This is a genomic window from Embleya sp. NPDC001921 (genome assembly GCF_053594475.1).
The window spans coordinates 70,631-83,466 of sequence record NZ_JBSFEO010000004.1 but is presented as its reverse complement, the minus strand read 5'-3'; the positions used below and the strand labels follow the sequence as shown (position 1 = coordinate 83,466).

Here is a 12,836-nt window from a genome sequence, read left to right as displayed (position 1 = left end):
GGGTGTCCGTCCCCTGGATCCAGAACTTCCCGGGAGCGGGCTGGCAAGCGTCCAACAACTCCGGAGGGTCCTGGTTCGCGTATCCGACGGCCGTGAACCTGGGTCAGGTCGGGGCCGCGACCGGATTCCAGAGGTTCCGTCCCCCGACACCGTTCACCGTGCCGCCCGGGGTAACGCAGACGCACCTACGTGTGCTCTGGCGGGGCGATATCCACGACACCGCCGCCAACATCCCGCCGGAACTGCACATCGACGGTGCGCCGGCGGCCACGGCGCCTTTCCCGCTGGGTGTCGCCACGACCTACGAGAGCTTCGTCCCGGTCCCACCGGCAGGCCCGCACGCCTTCGAGGTGTGGGCCGGCAACTCGGCCAACGCGGGGGGCGTCACGCGCCTGGACTCCGTCGTCTTCGACCTCGTGTCCCTCGTGCCCTGCGGATGCTGCCCGATCGACGCCGAGGGCACCGCAGCGGGCGTACGGGTCTTCTCGTGCCGGACACCGGACGGCTTGATCCACTGGTATGACACCGCGCTGAACGAGTACCCGGCCGCGTCCGTCACTCCGGGACAGGGCGTTTGACGTGATCCCCTGCGACTGCTGTCCGACCGCATCACCGCCGCGCTGCGGCATCGGCGAAGTCCCCTTCTCCTCGGCGGTGGTGTCCGCCAACCCCGCCGGGCTGTCCATTGTCAACCTGGCCAGCACGATCGACGGGACGCAGGGGTCGGACCTCTCCGGGTTCGTCCCCCCGGTCGGTGAGGCCGTGCTCGTGGCCAACCCGACCACCGCGATCGACTACCTGTTCGCAGCCCCAGTGGACGACCTGGTGCGGCTGCGCTGGCACAACGGCGGCGGCGGCATCCTGACCGATCAGGACGGGTTCGGGCTGGTCACCGTGACGTTCCTCGACGTCGGGCTGGCCCCGATCACCTCGACGCCCTGGGACCTCACCGCACCCGCCGGGAACAACGCCCCTCCCCGGCAACTGGACTTCACGGCCCTGGACGGGGTCGCCCGGGTCCGGTTCAGCGGCTTCCACAAGCAGAACACGGGGGTGTTCGGCGCGGGGTCGCCGCTGCTCCGGCAGGTCGAGGCGTTCGTGTTCGGGCCCGTGTTCCCCTGTCGCCGCGGAACCGGCGCCTTGGAGTGGTTCAACCAGGCCGGGAACCTCGTCCCGACCGTCGACGTCGTCCCGTGTCCGGGATCGTGAGGAGTCACCCATGAGCACCAGCGGCGGGTACGTACCGGCTGCCGTCCCCGAGTGCCCGTACACCCCGCGCATGACCCGCGCGGCGGCGCTCGCGCTGCGCACGGCGGGCGGCCTGCGGGAGAACTGCGTCGTCGTGATCACGGACGGCCCGGCGATCGGTCCGTCCGCCACCGTGACCGAGATCGAGCTGAACCCGGTCGGCCCAACGGCCCTCGGCCAGGCCGCCCGGGTGTTCACCAGCTACGACAACGACGCGTGGACGGGCATCTACGACGTCGACCTCGGCACCGGCACGCTGACCGAGCTGCGGGACAACCGCGGCAACGTGGCGAAGGACGTCGACAGCGGCGGGAACACGGTCACCGCCCAGTTCCCATGGGGGAACGCGGCGTGGAGGGACTGCTACGCCGAGGACGCCGTCCTGACGGCAGCCAACGCCCAGGTCGGCGCGATCACGAACTGTCGGATCGTCGGGTCCACGCTCGATTTCACAGGCAAGACCGGCGGGGCCTGGACGGACGCCGAAGTCGTGGGCGCCACGGTGACGACCGGCCCCAACATGGTGGTCACGCGCTCCAGGGTGATCGGAGCCACGGTCAGCAACGCGGGCACGGGTGCCGTCACCCTGACCGACTCCCGGATCCTCGACGCCACGACCACGCTCGCCGTGTCCGCCGCCGCGACCGGGACCAAGACGCTGACCGGATGCGTGATCAGCGACCGCTTCCGGATGAACATCACCGGGCAGAACACGGTGACCCTGCTCGGGTCCGAGTTCGTCGGCCGGGGCACGCACACCAGCGAGGCCGAGCTAGGCGGCACGGGCGGTATCACGGTCACGGACACCACGGTCATGCCGGCGTTCGGGGCGTTCCCCGCTCTCGATCTCCAGGGCTCCGGCGGGGTCGCCCTCGCGCAGGGCGACATGCGGGAATCCCGGGTCAACACGGTGGCCGGCTCGTCCTCGGTCGTGACCGCGTCGACGTTCACCTTCCGCCGGTCCTCCGGCATCGTCGTGAACGCGACCGGGACCGGCTCGGTGCTCATGCAGCAGGGCGTATTCCTGGCGGCCGGCCAGATCACGCAGAGCGGCGCCGCAGCCCTACAGATGAACGGGTGCCAAGGCAACCTGACCCTGTTCGGGACCGCTGGCGCGACGCGGGGCGCGACCCTGACCGGGATCACCGGCCAACAGTTCGCCGTAACGCAGAACGGCACCGGCTCCACGAACATCGACTCGATCACCCAATCCGAGGGCTTCGGGACGGTCGCGGTGAACCTGAACTCGACGTCGGCCGCGACGCCGGCACAGACCTTCACCCGCCTGTCCCTGTCCGGGGCCGCGACGCTGAACGTCGTCGACCCGGCCGGGGCGCAGCCCATGGACAACTGCACGATCGAGCAGCAGTCCACGGTCAACCTCCAGGCGGGCGGCTCGATGTCCCGCTGCCGGATCGGAGGAGAGGCGACGCTCAACACCGGCGCGTTCGCGCACATCGCCTCGACGCTGGAACTCCAGGGCACCACGACGTCCTCCGGAGCCAATACCAACCGCCTGCGGTCAAAGGCATTCAGCGACTGGATCTGATCATGTCCCTTCATGACACCGACGGCTACATCGCCGAGGCCGCGACCGCGACCGAGTCCCTTCCCGACCCGACGACCGTCAACGGCCGCACGCACCTGCTGGTGAACACGGGCACGGCCACCGCGGTTTGGTCGTCGGTCGGCGCCACCCCGTTCCAGCAGGGCGGGGTGAACGTCGCCACCGTCTCGGTCGCGCGAGGGCAGGCCCTACAGGTGCAGTCGGACGGCACGAGGTGGGTCGCCAAGAGCAGCGGGACGCGGCCGATCTTCGCCGGGACGGGGGTCACGAACGCGTCCGGGGACGTGGTGTTCGCCTTCCCGGCCGGGCTGTTCGCCGCCGCGCCGGTGGTGGATGTGGCGTACCAGGGCGCGGGGAGCCCGAGCCCGGTGGACTTCCGCATCACGGCCTTGTCGGCGACGTCGTGCACCGTGAATGTTCGCCAGAGCCTGGCGACCGTGGTCGCCCTGATCGGGTTGACCATCCTCGCGGCGTCGACGCCGCTGAACGGTGCCACGGTCCACGTGATCGCCACCCCGGCAGGGGCAACGCCGTAACGATCCCGTGCGGCTGCCGCCCGCCCTGACCGGCTGTTCGGTGCCACGGGCGCGGCGGAGGGCCGCCGTTAGACTGCTGGTTGCGCCGCTGGTTCTGGGCCGGGCCTCCAATGGATGGAGGCTGCCATGGCCAACTGCTGCCGCACCCGCTGCTCCTGCGTGATCACCGCGGGCACCGGGATCACCGTCTCGGGGAATGGGTCCGAGGCGACTCCGTACGTCATCAACGCCGACCCGACGATCGTCCAGGTCGAGGACACCAACACGGTCGACATGACGGTGGCGGGCGCCGGTACCGCGGGCAACCCGTACCGGATCAAGGGCGACGTCAAGCTCGACGCGACGCCGCCCGCAGGCGGCACCAACCTCATCGGCTCGGGCCCCGAGGGCCTGTACGTCGAGTGCGCGCAGGTCCGGACCTGCTTCTCGGCGGGCAACGGCGCCGCCTACAACCCGGCGACAGGGGTCATCACGGCCCGGCTGTCGTCGACCGCTGGCAACACCACCGTGTTCGGGCCCGACGGGGGCCTGTTGACTCCGTCGTCGGGTCAGCTCACGGTGGCGGACACGCCAAGCACCGACCTGACGCTGACCGGCGCGGGGACGACCGCGAGCCCGTACGTCCTCAAGTCGGACGTCATTTTGGACCCGACGCCGCCGGGCGGCGGCGTGAACCTGATCAAGTCCAATGCGGACGGCTTGTATCTCGAGTGCGCGCAGGTTCGGGGCTGCATCGTCCCCGGACACGGGGTCGACTACAACCCGACGACCGGGGTGATCGACGCGCAGATCTCGACGGCCGCCGGCAACACCCTCGCGTTGGGCCCGGATGATGGGCTGTTGGTGCCGGCGTCGGGTCAGCTCACGGTGGTGGACACGCCGAGCATCGACGAGACGCTGACGGGCACCGGGACGGCCGCGAATCCGTACGTCCTGACGAGCGCCGTCAAGCTCAACCCCACGCCGCCGGGTGGCGGAGCCAACCTGATCACGCCCAGCCCGACCGGCCTGTTCCTGGAGTGCGCGCAGGTCCGGACCTGCTTCTCGGCGGGCAACGGCGCGTCGTACAACGCGGCCACGGGCGTGATCGGCGCGCGGCTGTCGACGGACCCGGGCAACAGCGCCGTGTTCGGCGGGGACGGCGGCATCTACGCGCCGACGAGCGGCGGCGGTGGCGGAACGATCGTCCAGGCCGGCGACACGACGACGATCGATACCACCGTGGCCGGCGCGGGCACGGTCGGCAGCCCCTACATCGTGTCGTCGTCGGTGATCCTCGACCCGACGCCGCCCGCAGGCGGAACCAACCTGATCGGGACCGGCCCCGAGGGCCTGTACGTCCAGTGCGCCGGGGTGCGGACCTGCTTCTCGGCCGGGCCGGGGGCGTCGTACAACCCCGCCACGGGCGTGATCGGCGCGCGGTTGTCGACGGACGCCGGCAACACGACGGTGTTCGGGACGGACGGCGGGCTCTACTCGCCGCCCGGGGGCGGGTCGCCCACGGTCCTCCAGGCCGGGGACACGACGACGATCGACACCACCATTGCGGGCGCGGGCACGGTCGGCAGTCCGTACGTGGTGTCGTCGTCGGTCATCCTCGACCCGACGCCGCCCGCAGGCGGGGCGAACCTGATCGGGACCGGCCCCGAGGGTCTGTTCCTCGAATGCGCCAACGTCAGGACGTGTTTCTCGGCCGGGAACGGCGCCTCGTTCACTCCGGCGTCGGGCCTGATCGCAGCCAGGATCTCGACCGATGCCGGGAACACGGTGACGTTCGGCACCGACGGCGGCCTGAAGGTGCTGCCGGCGCCGCTGGTCACCGGGTGTGGTCTCGATGGCGCGGGTACGGTCGCGGACCCGCTGATCGCGGTCACCGAGGGCGGTGAGCTTGCGTGGCCGTGGCCGTGTGATGTGGCGGCGGAGTCGACGCTGCATTGCGACCCGGCCACGGGGAAGTTGTGGACCCCGCCGGACCATTACTCGGCAGAGGATCACATCTACGTCGAGCATTTCGTCGGCGGCGTCCTGGATCCGATCGGCCCGACCGGCGGGTGGACGATCATCGACCCGGGCGCGATCCAGCAGTTCAACATCCCGCCCTTTTTCATCGGCAACCAGTGCCGGCCGTGGGGATACATCGCCTCGAACTCCGGCACGTGGGACATCGAGTACACCGATGACGCGATCTTCGAGATCGGGTTGGTCGTGATCCAGGACGGCAACCCGGCGGAGGTCCGGCCGCTGTTCGGGCAGTTGGCGCCGCTCGGCGCGCCTGCCCACGTGCGCGGGAACGGGACGGCTAACGAGGCGCTGTGGAACATCCCGGCCAACACGGCGGGCGACATCCTGTTCTTCCCTGCGATCAACGTCACGCAGGGATCGGTGGTCATCAACAGTTGGATCTCGGACGCCACGATCATCACGACCACGAACACCCCGTAAGGAGACCCGCGATGGCCACGGCCCGAGTCAGGCGTTTCTACCTCTCGCCCAACGGCAACTCGATCATGCGGTCGGGCGGGTTGTTGCCGCCGCCGGAGGGGTGGACGGAGCTGACCGAAGAGGAGTACCGGCTGTACCGCGCCGACGAGCGCGCGCCCACGGGCCGAGTGCCCGTGCGCCTGCTGTCCGACGTGCGCGGGTCCTGACCGGCCCGTGTGTGATCGCGGGGCCGCCCTGCCGGGGCGGCCCCCGGATAAACTGCCGTCGTAGCCGCTGGTTCTGGGCCGGGCCACCAACCTTTTGTTGGAGGCCCGCGTGTCCTGTCCCCTGATTGCCAATGCGGACGTAATCCGTGTGACCCGTCTGGATTCCTGTGGTCGCCCGATCTGCGGCCCCGACAACGGCTACGTCTTCGACTGTTTCGCGACGCTGGCGATGAACCCGAACGTCGAGGAAGGGACCGACGTCGACTACAAGGCCGCGAACGGGAGGCAGTGCGGGTTCAAGCGGGGGTGCCCGACTCTCAACGGCTACGACGTCGAAGTCGGCTTCATGTCGTTGGCGCCCGAGTTCGTGGAGATCACCACCGGGAACCCGGTGGTGTTCGACTTCGCGGGCGAGCCGATCGGGTGGGACGACTGCGCAGTCCAGTGCAACACCGGGTTCGCTCTGGAGATGTGGGCGGAGCTCATCCAGGACGGGGCGTGCCCGGAGGACGCGGCGGGCGAGTGGATGTACTACCTCATGCCGTGGATCACGAACGGGCTGATCGGCGACATGGAAATCGGCAGCGAGGCAACCGAGTTGACGCTGACCGGCGCAACCAGGGCCGGTGGGGGTTGGGGCGTCGGCCCGTACAACGTCGTCGCCACCAACGCGGCCCAGGTGCCGGGACCGATGCTCACGCCGCTCGGCGCGAAGTGCCACCGCCGGGTCTTCAAGACCACGATCGCCCCGCCGGTACCCGTGTGTGACTACGCCCCGGTTCCCCTCACCGGCGTTTGCGCCCCCTGATCGCGAACGGGGTGCGAGGAGGGGCCGTCCACTCGGGGTGGGCGGCCCCTGTTCGGCCTCACCGGTTGTGCACATACGAGCAGAGGAGAGGTCGATGCCGCTCCAGATCGGTCCGTGTGACCCGTGGCCGACCAAGCTTTGCTGCCGGCCCCCCGAGGGGATGGACGAGGCGGAGATCGCCCGGTGGACGGCGATCGCGTCGGTCATCCTGTGGGGGCTGTCCGGGCGCCGGTGGGGTCCGTCGTGTCCGATCCAGGTCCGGCCGTGCCGCAAGACGTGCCTTGAGTCGGGTCCGCTCACGGTGGGGTGGGGCGGGAGTCCATGGGTGCCGTACCTGGGCAGGGACGGCGAGTGGCGGAACGCGTCGGTGTGCGGCTGCCAAAGCGACTGCTCGTGCGGGGAGTTGTGCGAAGTGCGGCTGGAGGGGCCGGTGTACGACATCGTGAGCGTGGACGTCGACGGCACGGTCCTGGTGCCCGAGGCGTACCGGGTCGACTCGGCCGGGCTGCTCGTGCGCACCGACGGCGAATGCTGGCCGGACTGCCAGGACATGGCCGCCCCTCCCGGTGAGGACGGCACGTTCACCGTCACCTACCGGTGGGGCCTCCCCCTGGATCCGGCCGCCATTGCCGCCGTCTCCGACCTGACGTGCCATTTCATGCGCGGGTGCGGCGACGGGAGTTGCGGCTGCAAGGCCAACAGGCAGCTCACGCGGGTGGTTCGGCAGGGTGTCGAGATGGAGATGCCGGACTCGACGCTGATCTACTCGGAGGGCCGCACCGGTCTGCCGCTGGTCGACCTGTGGCTCGCCACGGTGAACCCTCACCGTTTGGCATCGCCGTCCCGGGTGTATTCGCCGGACTTCAAGCGCCCGAGGACGACGACATGGCCCTGACTTCGTTGGCGATTCACGAGTTGGCGGAGGGCGTTCTCGGCTGCGTGTGTGCAGCGCTGACCACGGCGGCCGAGGAGGTCGAGGATCAGCCGGGGTGTCCGTGCCGGTCCTGCGTGGTGCCGGGCGAGGTCGCGTGGGACTCGTGCGATGACCCGTGCACGGGCGAGAAGGATGTCGGCCAGTTGTCGGTGTCGGTCGCGAGGGTCTATGCCTCCTCGCACGACGACTTCCCTTCGGACACGCGCACCGTGCAAGGGGCGCGCGGGTGTGTGCCGCCCCCGGTCACCGCGGTCGAACTGGTCATCACGCTCCTGCGGTGCACGCCCTCGTTCGACGAGTCCGGGTGTCCTCCTACCTGCGAGGACCTGGCGGTGGCCGCGCGGAGACTGCACGTGGACCTGGTGACGGTGTACAACGCGCTGCTGTGCTGCTTTCCGGGCACCGATCCCACCCGCCGGCGGGGCCGGCGGTTCGTCATGGGTTCGCAGCGCACGGTTGGACCGGAGGGCGGGTGTGTGGGCCTGGAGCAGCGGGTGGTCGTGTCTCTGCCGGGCTGCGGCTGCCCGGAGGATGAGGCGGTGGTGATGTCGTGAGTGTCGAGGTACGGATCGAGCCGGGTCGAATCGCGCGAGCCCTGCGGCTGCGCAACGGGGTCGTCGCGCGGCGCCTGGCCGAGCGGACCGCGCGGACCGCGCGGATCGCCGAGCGCGAAGCCCCCGGTCACATGGGCGAGTTCATCTCGTGGAAGGTGCTGGAGGGACCGAGGGGACTGGAGGGCGTGATCATCTGTGATCACCCCGCCACGAACTTCGTCCTGGACGGGACGAGGCCGCACATCATCCGGCCCCGCCGCGCAAAGGCGCTGCGGTTCGTGGTCGATGGGGAGGTCGTCTACAGCGCGATCGTCCGCCACCCCGGGACGCGGCCGAACAACTTCTTCGCGCGGGCGCTGCGCGAGGGGCGTTGACCCGGCCGGGGCAGGGGCCGGGAACTCGGCGTGCCGGTGGCTTACGCTTCCCCGGTACGCCGCTGGTTTTGGGCCGGGCGCTGGTGCGACACCCGAGGCGGAGCCATGCGCCGACAATTCCAGTTGAACACCGAGCCGCACGTCGCCGAGATCGGCACCGACATCGAGCTGCTGTTCCAGCCCGAGATCTACGGTGAGGAGTTCCTGACGCACTACGAGGAACTGCGTGCGTCGCAGCAGGAGAACGGCGTCGACCTGGGCGACATGAGCGGGGTCGAGGGCGAGCAGCTCCGCCAGGCCGCGCTCGCGCTGAAGGTGTTCCTCGCGAAGTTGATGCTGCCGGAGTCGGCCGCGAAGGTCCTGCGGTGGCAGGTCGTCGTAGGCGGGAAAGCGGTCGCGACGCACACCACCGTCGACGCCGCGACGGCGGACGCAAAGAAGAGGAAGTCCGCCGCGAAGGTACGCGATGCGTCACTGCGGTTGCCGGACCGGATCTGGGTCGAGTTGCTGGAGTGGGCCATCGACCTCTACGGGGGTAACCGCCCAAATGGGTCGTCTGGCGGCTCTGCGCCAGCATCGCCGACGCCTGGAACAGTTGGGAAGGCTCCCTCGCCCTCCAAGGCGTCAACCCGCACACGTGGACGCTGAGGACGATGCTGAACGCCGCCGAGGCGTCGATGGACCAGACGGCGGAGGACGACGCGGAGCGCGCACGGAACCGGATGCGGCTGTACGCGCCGCCGAAGGGCATGCAGCCTCGGGACCGTAACGGGCGGCGGGTGCGGTCGCCGGGGATGGGCGTCACCCGGGCGCAGTCGCAGGCGCTGATGCAGCAGGTCGCCGCGCAGGACGCTCAGTTCGCCGGGCGGCGCACAAGCTAGTCTGAGATCGCCGCTGGTTCTGGGCCGGGCAACCATCACTTTCCGTGAGGTTGCCCCTTGGCCACCGAGGAGGACTACGGCTTCGGCCGCATCCGGATCGTCCTGGACGATTCGGGTGTCGCGGCCGAAGCGCGTGATCTCGGCCAGCGGATCCAGCGGGCGCTGGACCGCAGCACGCGGGACGTCGGCGCGCAGATCCGGCGGAACATCGAGCGTGGCCTCAACGCTGCGGTAGCCGTCGGCGTCGTCCCCGACCTCGACGGGTTCGAGCAGCGGGTCCGGTCCGTCCTCGCCGGGCAGCGCATCGCCGTCCCGATCGTCCCCGACCTGACCGGGTTCGAGCAGCAGGTCCGATCGGTCCTGGCCGGGCAGGACGTCCGAGTTCAGGTCCTGCCCGACCTGACGGGGTTCGACCAGCGCGTCCAGGCGGTCCTCGCGGGGGCGGAGATCTCGATCCGCGTCGTTCCGGATCTGGCCCGGTTCGACGCGGCGCTCCTCCGCGGACTCCAGTCGCTCGACGGCATCAACGTCCCGATCGTCCCGGATCTCACCGGGTTCGTCGATCGGATCCGCGCGGCGGTCGCGGGCGTCGAGATCTCGATCCGGGTCGTCCCCGATTTCACGGGGTTCGACCAGCAGATTCGGGACCACAACGCGCCCGACGTCACGATCCAGGTCAACCCGGACGTCAACCGGTTCCAGCGGGCGCTGTCCGGGCTGGGGGGTATCGCCGGCCGGGTCGGCGGCGCCCTGGCCGGGCTGCTCAAGCTGGGCGCGATCGGGATCGCCGCTGCGGGGGCGGCGCAGGGGATCATCGCGTTGGTCGCCGCGTTGGCACCGGCGGCCGGGATCATCGCCGCTCTGCCGGCGGTCGTCCTGGGCGCGCAGGCCGCGCTCGGCGCGCTGCGCCTGGCGCTCCTCGGCGTCAGTGATGCGTTCTCGGCCGCCTTGACCGGGTCGGCCGAGGATTTCGCCAAGTCGCTGGAGAGTCTTTCGCCGGCGGCGCAGGCCGCCGCGCGGGAAGTGCGGGCACTGAAGCCCGCGTTCACCGAGCTGCGAACGGCCGTCCAGGACGCTTTTTTTCGCGGGTTCACTGGCCAGATCACCGCAGTTGCGCAGGCCCTCAGCGGGCCCTTGCAAAGCGGCTTGACCAGCATCGCGGCCGGGTGGGGGCGCGCCGCGAACGGCGTCCTGGAGTACCTGCGGAGTTCGCAGGGCGTCAGCAACGTCACGTCGATCCTGGGCGGGGCGGACAAGGCCGTCGGCGGCCTGGCAAAGACGACGGGCACGCTCACCGCGGGCTTCTTGCAGCTCGCGGCCGTCATCTCCGACAGGTTCGGGACGCAGCTCGCCGACGCGATCTCCTCCGTCGGGCAGCGGCTCGGGGCGTTCCTGACCACGGCGGCGCAGGGCGGTACGGCGGTCGGGTGGGTGAGTGGGGCACTCACCGTGTTCCGGCAGCTCGGGACGATCGCGCAGAACGTCGGGGACATCATCGGCGGCGTGTTCCGCGCGAGCACGGCATCGGGGGGCGGGCTCCTCGACAACCTGGGCGCGATCACCAGGTCGTTCGCGGATTTCGTCAACAGCGCGCGCGGTCAGGAGGCGATCGGGAACATCTTCGGCGCGCTCGCCCAGGTGGCCGCGCAGCTCGGGCCGATCCTCGGCGCGCTGGTGACACAGCTCGGTGCGCTCGCGCCCGCGTTGTCGCCGGTGGCCGCCCTGGGCCCGCTGATCGTCGCGGTGATCAACGGGCTCGGTGCTGCGGCACAGGCCGCCCTGCCGAACCTGACTGTCGCGCTCGCGCAGGTGAGCACCGCGGTCGTCTCGCTGTTGCCCGCGCTGCCGCCCCTCGCCGAGGCCGGAGCCGCGCTCGCCCGATCCTTCGCCGACCTGATCGTCCCCCTGGCGCCGCTCGTCACTCTGCTGGCACAGCTGATCGGCCCGATCGTCAGCTACGCCGCGCCGGTCCTGGTCGCCGCAGCGGCAACCTTCGGGCTGGTCAAGGCGTTCCAGGCCGCTGCCGCGTTCATCCCGGTCATCGAGGCGGGGTGGGTAGCGATCAATGCCGCGTTCGCGGCGTCGCCGATCGGCGCGACCATCGTCCTCGTCGTCGGCCTGGTCGCCGCGTTGTTCCTGCTGTACGAGCGGTTCGCGATCGTGCGCGAGATCGTCGATACGACGGCCGCCGCGATCCGCGACGGGTTCCTCGCGGCCGTCGCCTTCGTGATCCAGTTGCCGACGCTGGTCGAGGGTGCGTTGGCCGCGTTCGCGTCGCTCCTGCTGACGTTCGTCGTCCAGGCGTGGGAGTCCGCGACGGCCGCCGTGGCGGCCGGGATTCTGGCCGTGGTCGCGTTTTTCGTCGCGCTGCCAGAGCAGATCCTCGCGGCGCTCGTCGCCTTCCCGGGCCTGCTGCTCGATCTCTTCGTCAACGCCGTAGCGGCCGTCGGCATCGCCCTGCTGGTCGCGTTCGCCGCGCTGATCTTCATCTTCACCGAACTGCCAGGCCGGATCGTGACCGCGCTCGCGACCTTGGGCTCGTCCTTGCTGAGCACCTTCCAGTCCGCGTACGACTCGGCGTTCGCGGCGACGGTCTCGTTCCTGCTGAACGTAGTGACGTTCTTCGCCGGTTTGCCCGGCCGGATCGGCGCCGTGATCTCCGGGCTGCCGGGGCAGATCGGGTCGCTGTTCTCGGCGGCGGGCAGCAGCGGCATGTCGGCCGCACAGTCGTTCGGGTCGTCCGTCGTGGGCTTCTTCTCTGGTTTGCCGGGGCGGATCGGTGATGCCCTGTCGAGCCTGGGCAGCCGGATCGGTGGCGCGTTCTCCAGCGCGGCCGGGTCGGCGCGGTCGGCGGTGAGTTCGTTGATCGACGGGATCGTCAATTTGTTCTCCGCATTGCCCGGCCGGATCGTGTCGTCGCTCGGCGACATCGGATCGCGCATCGTCAGCAAGATCAAGTCAGGATTGCCCTCCCAGGTAAGGGAGTTGCTGCCGTTTGCCAATGGCGGGATCGTCAACGGGCCCGTGGCTGCGTTGATCGGCGAGGCCGGGCCCGAGGTGGTTATCCCGCTGACGAGGCCGCAGCGTGCCGCGCAGTTGGCGAAGGACTCCGGCCTGCTCGGGCTGTTGGCCAAACAGGGGGCTTTGCCGAAGCCGAAGGCGGACGCGCCTCCTGCGGTGACGAACGTGACGAACGTGTGGAACATCAACACGCAGGTCCAGGACGCCATGGTTCTCGCTCAGCACCTGGCGGGCCGGGTCGCACGGGCCTCGGGAGTGTGAACCG

The 12,836-nt window shown here is 70.2% G+C and carries 13 protein-coding genes; all 13 read left to right on the top strand.

The window, feature by feature from the left end; all coding sequences use genetic code 11:
* Window positions 1-2: 2 nt before the first annotated feature.
* Window positions 3-578: a hypothetical protein gene (locus ACWCPW_RS05560; protein WP_449760289.1), complete on the top strand. Its 576-nt coding sequence runs from the start codon at window positions 3-5 to the stop codon at window positions 576-578.
* A 79-nt stretch (window positions 579-657) separates the two neighbouring features.
* Window positions 658-1,209 carry a hypothetical protein gene (locus tag ACWCPW_RS05555; protein ID WP_449760288.1) on the top strand — a complete coding sequence of 184 codons (552 nt, stop codon included), beginning with the start codon at window positions 658-660 and terminating at the stop codon, window positions 1,207-1,209.
* 10 nt (window positions 1,210-1,219) lie between these two features.
* Entirely contained in the window at window positions 1,220-2,797 is a 1,578-nt protein-coding gene (locus tag ACWCPW_RS05550) for a hypothetical protein (RefSeq protein ID WP_449760287.1), read from the top strand.
* A gap of 2 nt (window positions 2,798-2,799) precedes the next feature.
* Entirely contained in the window at window positions 2,800-3,351 is a 552-nt protein-coding gene (locus ACWCPW_RS05545) for a hypothetical protein (RefSeq protein ID WP_449760286.1), read from the top strand.
* Window positions 3,352-3,477: 126 nt separating this feature from the next.
* On the top strand, window positions 3,478-5,793 hold the full coding sequence (locus ACWCPW_RS05540) for a hypothetical protein (RefSeq protein WP_449760285.1): 2,316 nt from the start codon (window positions 3,478-3,480) through the stop codon (window positions 5,791-5,793).
* 11 nt (window positions 5,794-5,804) lie between these two features.
* On the top strand, window positions 5,805-5,999 hold the full coding sequence (locus tag ACWCPW_RS05535) for a hypothetical protein (RefSeq protein WP_449760284.1): 195 nt from the start codon (window positions 5,805-5,807) through the stop codon (window positions 5,997-5,999).
* A 148-nt stretch (window positions 6,000-6,147) separates the two neighbouring features.
* A complete protein-coding gene (locus ACWCPW_RS05530) occupies window positions 6,148-6,807 on the top strand; it encodes a hypothetical protein (protein WP_449760283.1) in 660 nt (219 codons plus the stop codon).
* Window positions 6,808-6,901: 94 nt separating this feature from the next.
* Window positions 6,902-7,702 (top strand): hypothetical protein, encoded by an 801-nt coding sequence (locus ACWCPW_RS05525; RefSeq protein ID WP_449760282.1) that lies wholly within the window; start codon window positions 6,902-6,904, stop codon window positions 7,700-7,702.
* A complete protein-coding gene (locus ACWCPW_RS05520) occupies window positions 7,693-8,295 on the top strand; it encodes a hypothetical protein (protein ID WP_449760281.1) in 603 nt (200 codons plus the stop codon). Before ACWCPW_RS05525 ends, ACWCPW_RS05520 begins: the two co-directional genes overlap by 10 nt.
* Window positions 8,292-8,669: a hypothetical protein gene (locus tag ACWCPW_RS05515; RefSeq protein WP_449760280.1), complete on the top strand. Its 378-nt coding sequence runs from the start codon at window positions 8,292-8,294 to the stop codon at window positions 8,667-8,669. Before ACWCPW_RS05520 ends, ACWCPW_RS05515 begins: the two co-directional genes overlap by 4 nt.
* A gap of 105 nt (window positions 8,670-8,774) precedes the next feature.
* Entirely contained in the window at window positions 8,775-9,317 is a 543-nt protein-coding gene (locus ACWCPW_RS05510; protein ID WP_449760279.1) for a hypothetical protein, read from the top strand.
* Between the two features lie 5 nt (window positions 9,318-9,322).
* Entirely contained in the window at window positions 9,323-9,550 is a 228-nt protein-coding gene (locus ACWCPW_RS05505; protein ID WP_449760278.1) for a hypothetical protein, read from the top strand.
* A 57-nt stretch (window positions 9,551-9,607) separates the two neighbouring features.
* A complete protein-coding gene (locus ACWCPW_RS05500) occupies window positions 9,608-12,832 on the top strand; it encodes a hypothetical protein (protein WP_449760277.1) in 3,225 nt (1,074 codons plus the stop codon).
* Window positions 12,833-12,836 lie beyond the last annotated feature (4 nt).